Below are 15,946 nucleotides of genomic sequence, written 5' to 3'. Positions count from 1 at the left end.
TCATCGTGCGGCCACCTTCTTGTAGCGGGCCAGCAGCAGGGCCACGCAGCCCGCCACGAGCGCGACGGCGGCCAGCGCGTACACCGGGCCGAAGGCCCCGAGGTCGAGGTCGGCGCTGTTGGACTCGGTGACCAGCAGGTCGCGCATCGTCCAGAGGCCGACGCCCTGCACCAGAGTGGGCGGCGAGGCGATGCCGGCGAGCTGGTTCGCCGCCTGCGAGGGCAGGACCGACAGGATGCCGACGATGGGCGTGGTCATCAGGAACACGGCGACGATCCCACCGGCGGCGAAGGCGCGCTTTCCGGTCATCGAGGCGACCAGCAGACCGACCGAGGCGAAGACCACCGCCCACAGCCCGGCGTAGAGCAGCCCGGGCAGCAGGTCGAGCAGTTCGTCCCAGACCGCGCCCATGCCGTCGGCGGTGAAGGCGCCACCGAGGAACATCAGCAGTTGCGGCGCGCCGAGCAGCAGGAAGAGCGCGGTGACCAGGGCAAGCAGCTTGGCCAGCGGGTAGTCCGCGTGCGGCAGCGGCCGGGAGAAGTACAGCGGCAGGACACCGCTGCGCATGTCCCGGGAGACCAGCTCGGGCGCGGCCACCGCGACGAAGAAGATGACCAGCCAGCTCATCGCGTCGGCGAACTGGGCGTACGTCATGATCACTTCGCCGATCTGGCTACGGATCGCGGTCACCGCGGCGGCCACCATCAGCACGATGCCGACCACCAACCAGGGAAAGATCTTGGCTTTGGCGCTGCGCCCCAGCCCGAAGGTGGTCCGCACGCCGTGCAGGTACAGCGCCCCGAAGACGTGCCGGCGGCCGAGCCGGGGACCGGTGTAGCGCTGGTAGCCGATGTCGTGGATGACGCCGGTCGGCTCAGGCATGGCTGTTCTCCCTCCGGGCGAAGAGTTCGGCCACCCGGTGCCGACGCTGGTCCAGCCGGTGCAGGGGCAGGTCCAGCTCGGCCACCGCACCGAGGATCAGGTCGTACGTGCGCTGGTCGGCCAGCGGCACCAGCAGCAGCCTTCCCTCCCGACCCACCGGCAGGTCGAGCGCGGCCAGCCGGGTGGCCAGCGCCTCGGTGCCCTCGCTGACCTCGACCGCGAGCACGTCGGTGGCCGAGGTCATGGCGGCGATGTGGTCGGCCCGCAACAGCCGCCCACCCTCGATGGCGACCAGGGTGTCGCAGATCCGCTCGACCTCACCGAGCAGGTGCGAGCAGACAAGTACGGAGATGCCGAACTCGGTGCCGATCCGTTGCACCAGTGCGAGCATCGCGTCCCGCCCGGCCGGGTCGAGGCCGTTGGTGGGCTCGTCGAGCAGTAGCAGGTCGGGATCGTGCACCAGCGCCTGAGCGAGCTTGACCCGCTGCTTCATGCCGGTGGAGTAGCCGCCCACCGGCCGGTGGCGCTCCTCGTGCAGACCCACGTGGCGCAGCGCCTCGGAGGCCCGTTCCCGGGCGACCGTGCGCGGTAGGCCGCTGATCCGCCCCAGATGGGTGACGAGTTCGGCGGCGGAAAGGTCGGGCGGCAGACAGTCGTGCTCGGGCATGTAGCCGACCCGGGCCCGCACGGCCGCCGTGTCGGCGGTCGGGTCCAGGCCCAGCACCTGTATCCGGCCGCGGGTGGGAGTGAGCAGGCCGAGCAGCAGCTTGATCAGAGTCGACTTGCCGGCGCCGTTGGCGCCGACCAGGCCGACGATCCCTGGTTCCACCGCGACCGTCAGATCGGACAGTGCGGTGACCCCGCCGCCGTAGACCTTCGTCAACGACTCGGTTGCGATCAGTGTCACGTCGTCAGCCTAGAGCCGTCGGACAATGCGCCGCGCTCCGGAAGCAACCCCCGTTTCCCCTGATACCGGTACGCCGACTCCCCCTAGGGAGACGGCCACGCCCGGTGGGCAAGCGGTTCTCAGTTCGTAAGATTTGCGCGGCTGACAGCACGCGACCGGCCGCGACAGACTGGGACATGCTCATTCGCCGCCTGTTCCGTACCCCGATAACGTGGATCGCGATCACCGTGCTGGCCGCCGGTGCGACCTTCGGTCTGTACTGGTTCCAGCCGTGGAAGCTGCTGACCGACGCCGAGGTGGCCGAGCGGCTGTCCACGGTCGCCACCCCGGCGACGTCCGCCACACCAACCGGTTCCGCCTCGCCGACCGGTTCCGCCTCGCCCGCCTCCCCCGCCGCCACGGCGGCGACCCTGGTCAGCTCCGGTGACTTCATCAGCCACGAGCACGACACCTCCGGGAGCGCGCGGATCGTGCGCACCGTCGACGGGCAGCACCGGCTGGAGTTGGTCGGTCTGGACACCTCCAACGGCCCGGACCTGCGGGTGTGGCTGACCGACCAGCCGGTGATCGAGGGCCGGGACGGCTGGCACGTGTTCGACGACGGCCGCTGGGTCGAGTTGGGGCGGCTCAAGGGCAATCGCGGCGACCAGGGTTACGCCATTCCGAACGATGTCGAGCTGTCGGACCTGACAAGCGTTTCCATCTGGTGCAAGCGGTTCGCGGTCTCGTTCGGGGCGGCCACGCTGGGCTGAGCGACCGAACGCGTACGACATCGCGAAGCGGCCCGTCGACAGCAGTGGCACGGCGGGCACGGTGGCGCTCTCGACCGATCGGCGACCGGCTGCGAAACTGTGTGCCGGTCGCCGGAGTTGGGGGTCTGATGAGCAACGGGTGGGTGCTGCCCGACGAGGTGCTGCGGGAAGCACCGACGTACACGCCGCGTCCCGGTGAGCTCGCGGATCTCGAGCTGCTGCTGATCGGTGCGTACGCGCCGTTGGCCGGGTTCATGACCCGGGCCGACCTGGTCTCGGTCAGCCGCCGGGGCCGGCTCGTCGACGACGCCCCGTGGCCGGTCGCCGTCCCGCTCCAGGTGCCCGCGACGGTGGCGCAGCAGCTCGACCTCGCCGACCCGGGCCGCCGGACGCTGGTGCTCACCGACAGCGAGGGCGCACCGATGGCGGCCCTGGAGGTGGCCGACGCCTGGACGATCCGCGACGGAGTGGCCGGGGTCGGCGGCACCGTGCGCCGGCTGGGCGACGGCACTCACGGTCCGTTCCAGCGGCTGCGGCGTACACCCGAGGAGATCCGCGCGCTGCTGCCGCCCGGCCGGGTGCTCGGGGTGGTCGCCGACCGGCCGCTGCACCGGCCGCAACTGGCGCAGATCGCACATGCCGTACGCACCCTGAGCGCTCACCTACTGATCATGATTCCGGTGAGCGAGGACGGCACCGGTGGACTACCGCCGGAGGCGCTGGTCCGTAGCGTGTTCGCCGCCCGGGATCGAATGCCTCCGGCGACCCTGGTCGCCGTGCCGTTCTCCCGGCGACGCGACGAGATCAGTGACGCCCTGCTGCTGGCCCGGGTCTCCGCCGCGTACGGCGTCACCCACCTGCTCTCCACCGGCGAGATGCTCTCCGGGGCCGGGCTGCGCGTGCTGGTGCCCCGCGAGTTGGCCTACGACAACCGGGACGGCCAGTGGCGCTGGCGCGACGACATCCCGCCCCGCAACCGGCGGCTGGCGCTGAGCCAGGCGGAGATCGAAGACCTGCTGGACCGCGGCTTCCCGCTGCCCGAGTGGCACACTCCCCCGGCGGTGGCGAAGGAGCTGAGCCGGGCCCGGCCGCCCCGGCGGCACCGGGGCCTGGTGGTGTTCCTGACCGGGCTCTCCGGTTCCGGCAAGTCGACAGTCGCCCGGGGGCTCGCCGACGCGCTGCGTGAGGAGGGCGAGCGTACGGTCACGCTGCTCGACGGTGACGTGGTTCGTCGCGAGCTGACCGCCGGGCTGGGCTTCAGCAAGGCCGACCGGGACACAAACGTACGTCGGATCGGGTGGGTCGCCGCCGAGATCGCCCGGCACCACGGCATCGGCATCTGCTGCCCCATCGCTCCGTACGCCCAGGCCCGGGCGACCGCCCGGGAGATGGCGATGGCCGCCGGCGCCGGGTTCGTGCTGGTGCACGTCGCCACTCCGCTGGAGGTCTGCGAGAAGCGCGACCGCAAGGGCCTGTATGCCCGTGCCCGGGCGGGACTGCTCACGGGGATGACCGGCATCGACGACCCGTACGAGGAGCCGACCGACGCGGATCTGGTGCTCGACACCACCGATCTCACCGTTGACGAGGCGGTACAACGGGTCCTGCACCATCTGACCGAGACCGGTTGGGTGGAGCCGCGCCTGCCCGCGCTCTGATCCCGGAAGCACCCTCCCTTCCGGTGGTCGACGCCGAGCGCTAATGTTTGTTTCTGTTCGGATCTGTTCACTCACGTGAGGCCGGGAGGGTCGATGCTCGCGCGGCAGCGCCATGCGGCGATCCTCGATCGGGTCCGCGTGAGCGGCGGCGTACGCGTCGGCGACTTGGCCGCCGAGTTCGGCGTCTCCGACATGACCATCCGCCGTGACCTGGACCTGCTGCACGAACGTGGCCTGGTCGCCAAGGTGCACGGCGGCGCCACCGCCACCGGCGCCACCGACGAGCCGGGTTTCCGGGCCAAGTCGGTACGCCAGCAGGCCGAGAAGGCGGCCATCGCGGCACGTGCCGCGAAGCTGGTCCGGCCCGGAGCGGCAATCGCGCTCTCCGCCGGCACCACCACCGCCGAACTGGCCCGGCGGCTGATCGACGTGCCGGCCCTGACCGTGGTGACCAACTCGTTGCCGGTGGCCGACATCCTGCACGAGCGGGGCCGCACCGACCAGACGGTGGTGCTGACCGGTGGGGTGCGCACCCCCTCCGACGCCCTGGTCGGGCCGCTGGCCGTCGGCGCCGTCCGCACCCTGCACCTGGATCTGCTCTTCCTCGGTGTGCACGGGATAACCGAGCGGACCGGCTTCACCACCCCGAATCTGACCGAGGCCGAGACGAACCGGGCCCTGGTCGCGGCGGCGAACCGGTTGGTGGTGCTCGCCGACCACACCAAGTGGGGCACGGTCGGCATCTCCGCCATCGCCGACCTGGACACGGCCGACGTGCTGGTCACCGACGACCGGTTGGCACCGGAGGCCCGACGACTGCTCACCGACCGGGTCGGCGAGCTGATCGTCGTGCCGGCCACCGAAGGCGGGACATTGCGATGAAACGTACGGCGATCAGCCTGGCCGACGGCCGCGAACTGATCTACTTCGACGAGCGCGACGACGCCGTCCGGGACCAGCCGGACCGGCGCCCGTTGCCGCCTCCCCCGCCCGCCTCCCAACTGCGCTACGACCCGCTCACCGACGAGTGGGTGGCGCTGGCGGTGCACCGGCAGACCCGGACCTTCCTCCCGCCGGCCGACCAGTGCCCGCTCTGCCCCTCGACGCCGGACCGGCTCAGCGAGATCCCGGCCCCGGAGTACGCGGTCGCGGTCTTCGAGAACCGGTTCCCGGCGCTCAGCGGGCGGGTGGTGGCGGAACCGGCCGCGATCACGCCGCTCACTCCGGTCCGCCCGGGGCAGGGGCGCTGTGAGGTGGTCTGCTTCACCGACGACCACGACGCCTCCTTCGCCGCGCTACCGCCGAGCCGGGTGCGTACCGTGCTGGACGCGCTGGCCGACCGGACCACGGTGCTCGGCGGACTGCCCGGCGTCGAGCAGGTCTTCTGTTTCGAGAATCGGGGGGTGGAGATCGGGGTGACGCTGCACCACCCGCACGGGCAGATCTACGCGTACCCGTTCGTCACCCCACGGACCCGGTCGCTGCTGGGCGCGGCCCGCCGGCACGCCGAGCGCACCGGCGGCGGCAACCTCTACGCCGACGTGCTGGCCGCCGAGCGCGCCGCCGGCGAGCGGGTGGTGGCGACGAACCAGCACTGGACGGCGTACGTCCCGGCAGCCGCCCGGTGGCCGTTCGAGGTGCACATCGCGCCGCACCGGGCGGTGCCCGACCTGCCGGCGCTGACCGACGCGGAACGCGACGCCTTCGGGCCGCTCTACCTGGATCTGCTGCGCCGCTTCGACGGGTTGTTCGACACGCCCATGCCCTACATCGCCGCCTGGCACCAGGCACCGGTGCGCGTCGAGCGTGAGCTGGGGCATCTGCACCTGCAACTGTTCAGCGTCCGGCGGGCGGCGGACAAACTGAAGTACCTCGCCGGCTCGGAGTCGGCGATGGGGGTCTTCATCAACGACATCGCCCCGGAGCGGGCCGCCGAGCTGCTGCGCTCGATGTGACACGGCGGTCCACTTCGGTCGCCGCGCCGCGCAGGGCAGGGCCGGAGCAACGGCCCGGCGGACAGCAGGGCGCGGGGGGCCCGGGACAGGGCCCCCCGCGGGGAAGGGACGGCTGGCTGTACTCGACAGCCGGGAAGGCTGGCTGCTGGGCACGCGAGTCGCGCGGTGGCGACGGTCAACCTTCCAGGACGGGACTGGCATCTCGTCCACCCAGGTCAACGAGGCGCGCCGGACGAAGTGACGCCGATGGGCGCGTCCGGTCGCGACACGCCGCCGTTGCGGGTACCGGATACACCGAGCCCGCCGGCGCTCAGGCCGGCGGGCTCGGTGAACTGCGGGTGAGACTCAGGCGGCCAGGCGGCGCGCCAGGTTCTCGTCGAGCGTGTTCATGAACTCGTCGGTGGTCTGCCACGGGGCGTCCCGCGAGATCAGCAGCGCGAGGTCCTTGGTCATCTGGCCGCCCTCGACGGTGTCGACGATGACCTGCTCCAGCGTGTTGGCGAACTCGCTGACCGCCTGGGTGCCATCCAGCTTGCCCCGGTGGGCCAGGCCACGGGTCCAGGCGTAGATCGAGGCGATCGGGTTGGTCGAGGTCTTCTCGCCCTTCTGCCACTGCCGGTAGTGCCGGGTGACGGTGCCGTGAGCGGCCTCGGCCTCGACGGTGCGACCGTCGGGCGAGAGCAGGACCGAGGTCATCAGGCCGAGCGAGCCGAAGCCCTGCGCGACGGTGTCGGACTGCACGTCACCGTCGTAGTTCTTGCAGGCCCAGACGTAGCCGCCCTCCCACTTGAGCGCGGCGGCGACCATGTCGTCGATGAGCCGGTGCTCGTAGGTGAGGCCGGCCGCGTCGAACTCGGCCTTGAACTCGTTCTCGAACACCTCGGCGAAGATGTCCTTGAACCGGCCGTCGTACGCCTTGAGGATGGTGTTCTTGGTGGACATGTAGACCGGGTAGTTGCGGTCCAGGCCGTAGCGGAACGAGGCCCGGGCGAAGTCCCGGATCGACTCGTCGTAGTTGTACATGCCCATCGCGATGCCGCCGCCGGGGAAGTTGGCGACCTCCATCTCGACCGGCGCCGAGCCGTCAGCGGGCGTGTAGGTGATGGTCACCGTGCCCGGGCCGGGGACCACGAAGTCGGTGGCCTTGTACTGGTCGCCGTGGGCGTGCCGGCCGATGATGATCGGCTTGGTCCAGCCGGGGACGAGCCGCGGCACGTTGGACATGATGATCGGCTCGCGGAAGACGACGCCGCCGAGGATGTTACGGATGGTGCCGTTCGGCGACCGCCACATCTTCTTCAGGCCGAACTCCTCGACCCGCGCCTCGTCCGGAGTGATGGTGGCGCACTTCACGCCGACGCCGTGCTCCTTGATGGCGTTCGCGGCGTCGACGGTCACCTGGTCGTCGGTGGCGTCGCGGTGCTGGATCGAGAGGTCGTAGTAGTGCAGGTCGACGTCGAGGTAGGGCAGGATCAGCTGCTCCCGGATCTGCTTCCAGATGATCCGGGTCATCTCGTCGCCGTCGAGCTCCACGACCGGGTTGTTTACCTTGATCTTCGCCATCGGCCGGCGCTCCTCTCAGGGGACATGCTCAAGCAGTACGAGCGTACTGGATCGGCTCGAACAAGGAACGTCGCGCCCACTGGTAGGCCCGTGCGTCCACCGGCGAACCGCCAGGTTGATCAAGAGGCTTGCGTCTCGGGAACGTTGATCCGAAACGCCAGCCTCTTGATCAACTCAGCTCGTCGCGGTCACATGGACGCGACGTCGGCCTGCTTGGCGCGGACGGCCTCGGCGGCCTCCTTGAGGGCGGCCAGCTCGTCGGCGTCGAGATCGGTCTCCACCACGCGCTTGACGCCCTGAGCACCGATCTCGGCCTCGACGCCGAGGTAGACACCGGAGATGCCGTACTCGCCGTCGACCCAGGCACAGACCGGCATGACCTCGCCGGAGTCCTCCGCGACCGCCTTCGCCATCCGGGCCGCTGCCGCCGACGGGGCGTAGTACGCCGACCCCGTCTTGAGCAGGGCCACCACTTCGGCCCCACCGTTGCGGGTACGCACGACCAGGTCCTCGATCTGCTCGGCCGGCATCACCTCGCGCAGCGGCTTGCCGTTCACGCTGCTCTGCGACGGCACCGGAACCATGGTGTCGCCGTGCGAACCCAGGGTCAGCGTCTTCACCGACTTCACCGGCACCTGCAACGCCTCGGCGACGAAGTTGGTGAACCGGGCGGTGTCCAGCATGCCGGCCTGACCGAGCACCCGGTTGCGCGGGAACTGGGTGGCGATCTGGGCCAGCGCGGTCATCTCGTCGAGCGGGTTGGAGACCACGATGACGACGGCGCTCGGGGCGTACTTGGCCACGTTCTCGGCGACCTGGCGGACGATCCTGGCGTTGGTCTCCAGCAGGTCCATCCGGCTCATCCCGGGCTTCCGCGGCAGGCCGGCGGTGATGACGACCACGTCCGAGCCCTCGATGCCCTCGTAGCCCTCACCGTTCGGGCCGGTCGTGACCCCGACGACCTTGGTCTCGAAGCCCTCCACAGCACGCGACTGGTTGAGGTCGAGGGCGATACCCGCGGGCTTACCCTCGATGATGTCGGTGATCACGACGGTGTCGAAGACGTCGTACTCGGCCAGGCGCTGCGCGGTGGTGGAGCCGTAGAATCCGGCCCCGACGACAGTGACCTTCTTACCCATGGTCGTCCCACTCCCTGATACCAGTCGGTTTTCCGGACCGTATCAGCCATCCTGGCACCGATCGGGCCAGGGGCGGACGGTTATGGGCGTTCGGCCCGCTCCACGACATTGGTGAGCAACATCGCCCGGGTCATCGGTCCGACCCCGCCGGGCATCGGCACCAGCTTGCCGGCCACCTCGGCGACCTCCGGGTCCACGTCGCCGGTGTAGCGGCCCTTGCCGTCGGAACCGATCACCCGGGTGATGCCCACGTCGACCACGACGGCCCCCGGGTTGACCATGTCGGTGGTGAGCAGGCCGGGTACGCCTGCCGCCACGATGACGATGTCGGCGGCCCGGGTGTGCGCGGCCAGGTCCAGGGTGCCGGTGTGGCAGAGGGTGACGGTGGCGTTCTCGCTCCGCCGCGTCAACAGCAGCCCCAGCGGGCGTCCGACGGTATTGCCCCGGCCCACCACCGCCACGTTGGCGCCGCGCAGCGGCACGTCGTGCCGACGGAGCAGCTCCACGATGCCGCGCGGAGTGCAGGGCAGCGGCGCGTCGTAACCGAGCACCAGCCGGCCGAGGTTGACCGGGTGCAGGCCGTCAGCGTCCTTGTCCGGGTCGATCAGCTCCAGCACCCGCTGCGTGTCCAGGTGTGCCGGCAACGGTAGTTGGACGATGTAGCCGTGGCAGGCCGGATCGGCGTTCAGCTCGGCGAGGACCTGGTCGACCTGCTCCTGGGTGGCGTCGGCCGGCAACTCCCGGCGGATGGAGGCGATGCCGACCTCCGCGCAGTCCCGGTGCTTGCCGTTGACGTACGCCTGGGAGCCCGGATCGGACCCGACCAGCACCGTGCCGAGCCCCGGCACGGTGCCCCGTTCCGCCAGCGCCTTCACCCGCGCCCGCAGCTCGTCCTTGATCTCGGCCGCGGTCGCCTTGCCGTCCAGAAGCGTCGCCGTCACGAGCAGATCGTCTCACGCCCGCTGCCACCGGCTCCCCCGACCTCGGCGACCCGGCCGGCCAGCCGACCGGCGGCCCGAAGGGTCAGCCGACCAGCCAGGCTACTTTGCGTGAGGTGTCATTCGTCACTTAGCGTGACCATCTGTGGAGCCCAACACACCGCTTCCGGACGTCCGGGCACAAAGGCCCGCGATCCGACGATCATGACCGGCCGCAACCACGCACCCCACTGCGCCACCAACATCACCCAATCGGTCCATATCTCCGCAGTTCAAGACGGTATCGCGGCAAGCCGCGTAGCACGCGACCGAAGGCTCGACAAGACCGGGGGTGGCGTTCTGTTACCCCTTCGCAACCGCTACGTTGCCGACTCGCGGCATACGACCTACCGTTGCCCGTCGTTGCGCAGCGTCACCCAAAGCCGGGCCCGACTGCGCAGCGTAATGGAGATGAGGAGGCTAGATGCGTGTTCGTAGGCTCGCCGCCTGGACCGCCCTCCCGCTCGCGGTGACCCTGGGCCTGGTGGCCTGCGGCTCGGGCGGCGACGGCGGATCCGGCGAGAGCGACCCCAGTGCGGCCGTGCGGATCGAGATCGCCGAGCCGCAGCACCTGGTGCCGACCAACACCAACGAGACGAGCGGTTCCCAGGTGCTCGCCGCCCTGTTCAGCCCGCTGGTCGACTACGACGAGGCCCACAAGCCGTACGAGGTGGCCGCCGAGTCGATCACGTCCGAGGACAACACCACCTGGACGATCAAGCTCAAGGACGGCTACACGTTCCACAACGGCGAGAAGGTGACCGCCGACAACTACATCGACGCCTGGAACTACGGCGCGTACGCGCCGAACGGGCAGAACTCCAGCTACTTCTTCGAGAAGATCGCCGGCTACGACGACCTGCAGGGTGAGAGCCCGAAGGCCGAGACGCTCAGCGGGCTGAAGCAGGTCGACGACCTGACCTTCACCGTCACGCTCGCGCAGCCGTACAGCGAGTTCAAGTCGATGCTCGGCTACACCGCCTTCTACCCGCTGCCGGAGGCCGCGTTCAGCGCTCCCGGCGAGCTGGTCGAGGGCTACGAGCAGGCGCCGGTCGGCCAGGGCCCGTTCAAGATGAAGGGCACCTGGCAGCACGACGCCAAGGTCGAGGTCGAGCGGTACGACGCCTTCCCCGGCGAGCAGCCGAAGGTGGCCGGCGTCGAGTTCCGGATCTACCAGCAGCTGACCGCGGCGTACGCGGACGTGCTGTCGGACAACCTTGACGTGATCAAGACCATCCCGACGGAGAACCTCTCCACCGCCGGCACCGATCTGGGCGACCGCTTCCTGCAGAGCCCGGCGTCGTCGCTGCACTTCCTGGCGTTCCCCACCTTCCAGGAGGAGTTCAGCAACCCGGACGTGCGCAAGGCCATCTCCATGGCGATCGACCGCGAGGAGATCACTCGGTCGATCTTCAAGGACTCGCAGCAGCCGGCCCGCGCGTTCGTCTCCCCGGCCGTCGCCGGCTACCGGGAGAACACCGTCGGCGCCGCGGGCGAGTTCGACCCGGCCAAGGCAAAGGCGCTCTACCAGGCCGCCGGCGGCCCGTCGAAGATCACCCTGTCCTACAACGGCGACGGTGGCCACAAGGACTGGATCGACGCCACCTGCAATCAGCTCAAGGCCAACCTGGGCGTGGACTGCGTCGGCAGCGCCGAGCCCAAGTTCGCCGACCTGCTGACCAAGGTCAAGGCGAAGCAGCCGGTGGGCCTGTTCCGGATGGGCTGGATCATGGACTACCCGTCCATGGAGAACTACCTGGGCCCGCTGTACAGCACCAACGGCTCGTCGAACTACTACGGCTACAGCAACCCGGACTTCGACCGTCTGCTCGCCGAGGGCGCCAGCGCCCCCAGCGAGGAAGAGGCGATCAAGAAGTACCAGGAGGCCGAGGACCTGCTGGCCGAGGACCTGCCGGTCGTACCGCTGCGGTTCGGCCAGAACAACTTCGGCCACTCGACCAAGGTCAAGAACGTCGAGATGGATCTCTTCGACCGGGTCAACCTGACCAAGATCGAAGCGATCAGGTAACACGCACGTCGGCGGGTCGGGTCATCGCGAGGTGACCCGACCCGCCACGCGGTTCGCCCCTTTTCAGGGAGACTGCCAAGTATGTTCCGCTTCATCGTGCGGCGTCTGCTCCAGATGGTCCTGGCCTTCTTCGGGACCACGCTGATCGTCTACGCGCTGATGTTCGCCGGTCAGGGCGACCCGATCCAGGCCCTCGCCGGGGAACGCCCGGTCACCGCCGCACAGCGGGCGTACCTCACGGAGAAGTACCACCTCGACGCCACCGGGATCGGCGGCTTCTTCTACCGGTACTTCGACTACATCTCGAATCTGCTCCGCGGCGACCTGGGCGAGTCGCTCACCGGACGGTCGATCGGCGACATCCTCGCCGCCGCCTGGCCGGTCACGATCAGGCTGGCCCTGATCGCCATCGCGGTCGCGGTCATCTTCGGCGTCACCGCAGGCGTCCTCGCCGGCATCCGGCGGGCCAGCGTCTTCGACAACGCCACCCTGCTGCTGACCCTGCTGGTGCTCGGCATCCCGACCATCGTGCTCGCCCCGCTGGCGCAGTACTTCCTCGGCGTCAAGTGGCAGGTCTTCCCGCCCACGGCCGGCGCCGACCCCGATTTCTTCGCGCTGCTGCTGCCGGGCATCGTGCTCGGCTCGCTCTCCCTGGCCACCGCGCTTCGGCTGACCCGTACCTCGGTGGCCGAGAACCTGCGCGCCGACTACGTGCGCACCGCGCGGTCGAAGGGCCTGCCGAGTCGGCGGGTGGTAAGCGTGCACGTGTTGCGCAACTCTCTCATCCCCGTGATCACCTTTCTCGGTGTCGAGGTCGGCAACCTGATGAGCGGCGCGATCATCACCGAGGGCGTGTTCAACATCCCCGGCGTCGGCTTCAACCTCTTCCGCGGCATCCGCACCGAGGACGGCCCGCTGGTGGTGGGCATCGTCAGCGTGCTCGTCGTGGTCTACCTGGTCTCCAATCTGGTGGTCGACGTCCTGTACGCCGTCCTGGACCCGAGGATCCGCTATGAGTGAGACAAGGGTGAACCGGTGAGCGACTTCGAGACGGTGGCGGCGTCGGAGAACCAGGCCGCGCGGCGCGGGCCTTCCGGGGAACCGGGCACGCCGAACCAGGTGGGCCGGCCCCGCAAGCCGCGCAGCCTGGCCGGCGACGCCTGGCGCGACCTGCGCCGCAAGCCGATCTTCTGGATCAGCCTGACCCTGGTGCTGCTGGTGACCGCGATGGCCGCCGTGCCGGGCCTGTTCACCAGCAACGATCCCGCCGACTGTGTGCTGTCCCGACAGCACGCGGCACCCTCCGGCGGCGCCATCTTCGGGTACGACTTCCAGGGCTGCGACACGTACGCCCGGGCGGTCTACGGCGCTCGCGCGTCGCTGCTGGTCGGTGCCCTGAGCGCCCTGTTCACCGGCCTGATCGCGCTGGTCGTGGGGATGCTCGCCGGCTACTTCGGCGGCTGGGTCGACGCAGTGCTCTCCCGGGTGATCGACATCGTGCTCGGCATCCCGTTGCTGCTGGCCGCGATCGTCCTGCTCAAGCGCATCGGCAGCGACAGCGCCACGGTACGCGTCGCCGCGGTCATCTTCGTGCTGGCGGTGCTCGGCTGGACCACCGCGGCCCGGGTGGTCCGTTCCTCGGTGATCACCGCCCGGGAGCAGGACTACGTGGCCGCGGCGCGGATGCTCGGGGCGAGCAACGGGCGGATCATGTGGCGGCACATCCTGCCGAACGCACTCGCCCCGGCCATCGTGGTGCTGACCATCGCGCTCGGCTCGTTCATCGCCGCCGAGGCGACGCTCTCCTTCCTCGGCATCGGGCTGCGGGAACCGACCATCTCCTGGGGCATCGAGATCAACAATGGTCGGGTGCACATGCGGGAATCGGCGACCCCGCTGGTGGTCCCGTCGACCTTCCTGGCGCTGACCGTGCTGGCCTTCATCATGCTCGGCGACGCGATCCGCGACGCCTTCGACCCGAAGCTCCGGTGATCCCCTCATGAGTCAACACGCCGTCCGGCCGACGCCGGCCTCGCCCACCCCGCCCGGAGGGCACCTGTTGGAGGTACGCGACCTGCACGTCGAGTTCCGCACCGGCGAGGGCGTGGCCAAGGTGATCAACGGGGTCAGCTACCACCTGGATCCGGGCGAGACGCTCGCCGTGCTGGGCGAGTCCGGCTCCGGCAAGTCCGTCACCGCCCAGGCCATCATGGGCATCCTGGACATTCCGCCGGCGCACATCAGCTCGGGTGAGATCCGCTACTCCGGCCGCGACCTGCTGGGCCTGGCGGAGGAGCAGCGCCGGCAGATCCGGGGCAAGGACATCGCGATGATCTTCCAGGACGCTCTCTCCGCGTTGAACCCGGTCTTCCCGGTCGGCTGGCAGATCGGCGAGACGTTGCGCCAGCGAATCGGCATGTCCCGCGCGGACGCCCGCCGCCGCTCGGTGGAGCTGATGGACCTGGTGCAGATACCCGGGGCGGCGAGGCGTCTCGGTGACTACCCGCACCAGTTCTCCGGCGGCATGCGGCAGCGGGTGATGATCGCGATGGCCCTGGCGATGGAGCCGAAGGTGCTCATCGCCGACGAGCCCACCACCGCGCTGGACGTCACCGTGCAGGCCCAGATCATGGATCTTCTCGCCGACCTGCGGCGGGACCTGAACATGGCGATGATCCTGATCACCCACGACCTCGGTGTGGTGGCCGACGTCGCGGACCGGATCGCGGTCATGTACGCGGGCCGGATCGTCGAGCACGCCGATGTCCGGTCGCTGTACCGGGCGCCTGCCCATCCGTACACCAAGGGGTTGCTGAACTCGATCCCGCGCCTGGACCAGCGGGGCGGGAAGCTGTCCACGATCCGCGGCCTGCCGCCCAACCTGATGCGGATCCCCAGCGGTTGCCCGTTCCACCCCCGGTGCCCGTACGTGCAGCAGGTCTGCGTGGACGTGGTGCCGCACGACCTGGTCCTCGGCGACGGCCGGACCAGCGCGTGCCACTTCGCCCAGGAGGTACGTGATGACCGGGCCGGCTAGCCCCACCACTGTCCGCGGCGAGACCCTCCTCGACGTCAACCACGTGGTCAAACACTTCCCGATCACGCAGGGCGTGGTGTTCAAGAAGAAGACCGGTGCGGTCAAGGCCGTCGACGGGGTGAGCTTCCAACTGCGCCGGGGCGAGACACTTGGCATCGTCGGTGAGTCGGGCTGCGGCAAGTCCACCCTGGCCCGACTGCTGATGCGGCTGGAGAAGCCGACCGCCGGCCGCGCCACGCTGGCCGGCCGGGACCTGTTCGCCGCCTCCGGCGGTGAGTTGCGGCGGATCCGGCGCAACATGCAGATGGTCATGCAGGACCCGTACACCTCGCTGAACCCACGGATGACCGTCGGCGACATCATCGGCGAGCCGTTCGAGATCCATCCGGAGGCGTCCCCGAAGGGCAGCCGCCAGCGGCGGGTCCAGGAACTGCTCGACGTCGTCGGGCTGAACCCGGAGCACATCAACCGCTATCCGCACCAGTTCTCCGGTGGCCAGCGGCAGCGCATCGGCATCGCCCGGGCGTTGGCGCTACGCCCCGAGGTGATCGTCTGCGACGAGCCGGTCTCCGCGCTGGACGTCTCCATCCAGGCGCAGGTGATCAACCTGCTCGAGGAACTTCAGGACGAACTGGGCCTGTCCTACATCTTCATCGCCCACGACCTGTCGGTGGTGCGACACATCTCCGACCGGATCGCGGTGATGTACCTGGGCCGGATCGTGGAGATCGGCACCGAGGACGAGATCTACGATCGCGCCACCCACCCGTACACCCAGGCGTTGCTCTCCGCGGCGCCGGTGCCGGACCCGGACGCCCGGGAACACCGCAGCATCATCCGGCTGCGCGGCGACGTCCCGAGCCCGGCGGATCCGCCGAGCGGCTGCCACTTCCGCACCCGGTGCTGGAAGGCGCAGGACATCTGCGCCACCCAGGACCCGCAGGCGGTGCTGCGCGCTGCCGACCCGCACCCCTCGGCCTGCCACTTCGCCGAACTGCGCCCGGGAGGGTGAGCACCGAACCTCCCTCCCTAGTGGATACTGCGGCA

At 69.8% G+C, this 15,946-nt stretch carries 14 protein-coding genes; 9 read left to right on the top strand and 5 right to left on the bottom strand.

What is annotated here, in order from left to right; translation table 11 throughout:
* Both KBX50_RS23905 and KBX50_RS23900 read right to left on the bottom strand, forming a co-directional pair.
* Complete coding sequence (locus KBX50_RS23905; RefSeq protein ID WP_210939950.1) at positions 1–882, bottom strand: ABC transporter permease; 882 nt, start codon at positions 880–882, stop codon at positions 1–3.
* Positions 875–1,789 (bottom strand): ABC transporter ATP-binding protein, encoded by a 915-nt coding sequence (locus KBX50_RS23900; protein WP_210939949.1) that lies wholly within the window; start codon positions 1,787–1,789, stop codon positions 875–877. The genes KBX50_RS23905 and KBX50_RS23900 overlap by 8 nt, the downstream gene beginning before the upstream one ends.
* A gap of 176 nt (positions 1,790–1,965) precedes the next feature.
* On the opposite strand from KBX50_RS23900, the gene KBX50_RS23895 reads away from it, so the two are divergent.
* The 4 genes from KBX50_RS23895 (at position 1,966) to galT (ending at position 6,154) form a co-directional block, all read left to right on the top strand.
* Entirely contained in the window at positions 1,966–2,541 is a 576-nt protein-coding gene (locus tag KBX50_RS23895) for a DM13 domain-containing protein (protein WP_210939945.1), read from the top strand.
* Positions 2,542–2,669: 128 nt separating this feature from the next.
* Positions 2,670–4,199 (top strand): adenylyl-sulfate kinase, encoded by a 1,530-nt coding sequence (gene cysC / locus KBX50_RS23890; protein ID WP_210939942.1) that lies wholly within the window; start codon positions 2,670–2,672, stop codon positions 4,197–4,199.
* A 93-nt stretch (positions 4,200–4,292) separates the two neighbouring features.
* Positions 4,293–5,081, top strand: a complete 789-nt coding sequence (locus tag KBX50_RS23885) for a DeoR/GlpR family DNA-binding transcription regulator (protein ID WP_210939940.1) — start codon at positions 4,293–4,295, stop codon at positions 5,079–5,081.
* Positions 5,078–6,154, top strand: coding sequence for a galactose-1-phosphate uridylyltransferase (gene galT, locus KBX50_RS23880; RefSeq protein ID WP_210939939.1), 1,077 nt, complete (start codon positions 5,078–5,080; stop codon positions 6,152–6,154). Before KBX50_RS23885 ends, galT begins: the two co-directional genes overlap by 4 nt.
* 345 nt (positions 6,155–6,499) lie before the next feature.
* On the opposite strand, the gene KBX50_RS23875 is transcribed toward galT, so the two are convergent.
* The 3 genes from KBX50_RS23875 to KBX50_RS23865 all read right to left on the bottom strand — a co-directional run bounded on the left by KBX50_RS23875 (position 6,500) and on the right by KBX50_RS23865 (position 9,797).
* Complete coding sequence (locus KBX50_RS23875; protein WP_210939938.1) at positions 6,500–7,717, bottom strand: NADP-dependent isocitrate dehydrogenase; 1,218 nt, start codon at positions 7,715–7,717, stop codon at positions 6,500–6,502.
* A gap of 188 nt (positions 7,718–7,905) precedes the next feature.
* On the bottom strand, positions 7,906–8,856 hold the full coding sequence (locus tag KBX50_RS23870; protein WP_210939937.1) for a malate dehydrogenase: 951 nt from the start codon (positions 8,854–8,856) through the stop codon (positions 7,906–7,908).
* Positions 8,857–8,936: 80 nt separating this feature from the next.
* On the bottom strand, positions 8,937–9,797 hold the full coding sequence (locus KBX50_RS23865; protein ID WP_210939936.1) for a bifunctional methylenetetrahydrofolate dehydrogenase/methenyltetrahydrofolate cyclohydrolase: 861 nt from the start codon (positions 9,795–9,797) through the stop codon (positions 8,937–8,939).
* A gap of 460 nt (positions 9,798–10,257) precedes the next feature.
* Here KBX50_RS23865 and KBX50_RS23860 point away from each other — a divergent pair, with 460 nt between their 5' ends.
* From KBX50_RS23860 to KBX50_RS23840, 5 genes are all read left to right on the top strand, one after another.
* Positions 10,258–11,862, top strand: coding sequence for an ABC transporter substrate-binding protein (locus KBX50_RS23860; protein WP_210939935.1), 1,605 nt, complete (start codon positions 10,258–10,260; stop codon positions 11,860–11,862).
* Between the two features lie 81 nt (positions 11,863–11,943).
* Positions 11,944–12,882, top strand: a complete 939-nt coding sequence (locus KBX50_RS23855; RefSeq protein WP_210939934.1) for an ABC transporter permease — start codon at positions 11,944–11,946, stop codon at positions 12,880–12,882.
* Between the two features lie 15 nt (positions 12,883–12,897).
* Positions 12,898–13,854, top strand: a complete 957-nt coding sequence (locus tag KBX50_RS23850; RefSeq protein WP_210939933.1) for an ABC transporter permease — start codon at positions 12,898–12,900, stop codon at positions 13,852–13,854.
* A 7-nt stretch (positions 13,855–13,861) separates the two neighbouring features.
* Positions 13,862–14,899: an ABC transporter ATP-binding protein gene (locus KBX50_RS23845; RefSeq protein WP_210939931.1), complete on the top strand. Its 1,038-nt coding sequence runs from the start codon at positions 13,862–13,864 to the stop codon at positions 14,897–14,899.
* A complete protein-coding gene (locus KBX50_RS23840) occupies positions 14,883–15,911 on the top strand; it encodes an ABC transporter ATP-binding protein (RefSeq protein ID WP_210939929.1) in 1,029 nt (342 codons plus the stop codon). Before KBX50_RS23845 ends, KBX50_RS23840 begins: the two co-directional genes overlap by 17 nt.
* The last annotated feature ends 35 nt before the right edge of the window (positions 15,912–15,946 follow it).

Source organism: Micromonospora sp. C51, assembly GCF_018070435.1.
Taxonomy (GTDB): Bacteria; Actinomycetota; Actinomycetes; order Mycobacteriales; family Micromonosporaceae; genus Micromonospora; species Micromonospora sediminimaris.
The sequence above is the reverse complement of the archived record's forward strand: the minus strand, read 5'-3'. Positions and strand labels throughout refer to the sequence as shown.

What these genes read in the sequence shown, in the direction of transcription:
- KBX50_RS23875 (WP_210939938.1), bottom strand. Translation starts at nt 7,717, where the DNA reads ATGGCGAAGATCAAGGTAAACAACCCGGTCGTGGAGCTCGACGGCGAC.
- KBX50_RS23855 (WP_210939934.1), top strand. Translation starts at nt 11,944, where the DNA reads ATGTTCCGCTTCATCGTGCGGCGTCTGCTCCAGATGGTCCTGGCCTTC.
- KBX50_RS23905 (WP_210939950.1), bottom strand. Translation starts at nt 882, where the DNA reads ATGCCTGAGCCGACCGGCGTCATCCACGACATCGGCTACCAGCGCTAC.
- KBX50_RS23845 (WP_210939931.1), top strand. Translation starts at nt 13,862, where the DNA reads ATGAGTCAACACGCCGTCCGGCCGACGCCGGCCTCGCCCACCCCGCCC.
- galT (WP_210939939.1), top strand. Translation starts at nt 5,078, where the DNA reads ATGAAACGTACGGCGATCAGCCTGGCCGACGGCCGCGAACTGATCTAC.
- KBX50_RS23860 (WP_210939935.1), top strand. Translation starts at nt 10,258, where the DNA reads ATGCGTGTTCGTAGGCTCGCCGCCTGGACCGCCCTCCCGCTCGCGGTG.
- KBX50_RS23840 (WP_210939929.1), top strand. Translation starts at nt 14,883, where the DNA reads ATGACCGGGCCGGCTAGCCCCACCACTGTCCGCGGCGAGACCCTCCTC.
- KBX50_RS23870 (WP_210939937.1), bottom strand. Translation starts at nt 8,856, where the DNA reads ATGGGTAAGAAGGTCACTGTCGTCGGGGCCGGATTCTACGGCTCCACC.
- cysC (WP_210939942.1), top strand. Translation starts at nt 2,670, where the DNA reads ATGAGCAACGGGTGGGTGCTGCCCGACGAGGTGCTGCGGGAAGCACCG.
- KBX50_RS23895 (WP_210939945.1), top strand. Translation starts at nt 1,966, where the DNA reads ATGCTCATTCGCCGCCTGTTCCGTACCCCGATAACGTGGATCGCGATC.
- KBX50_RS23885 (WP_210939940.1), top strand. Translation starts at nt 4,293, where the DNA reads ATGCTCGCGCGGCAGCGCCATGCGGCGATCCTCGATCGGGTCCGCGTG.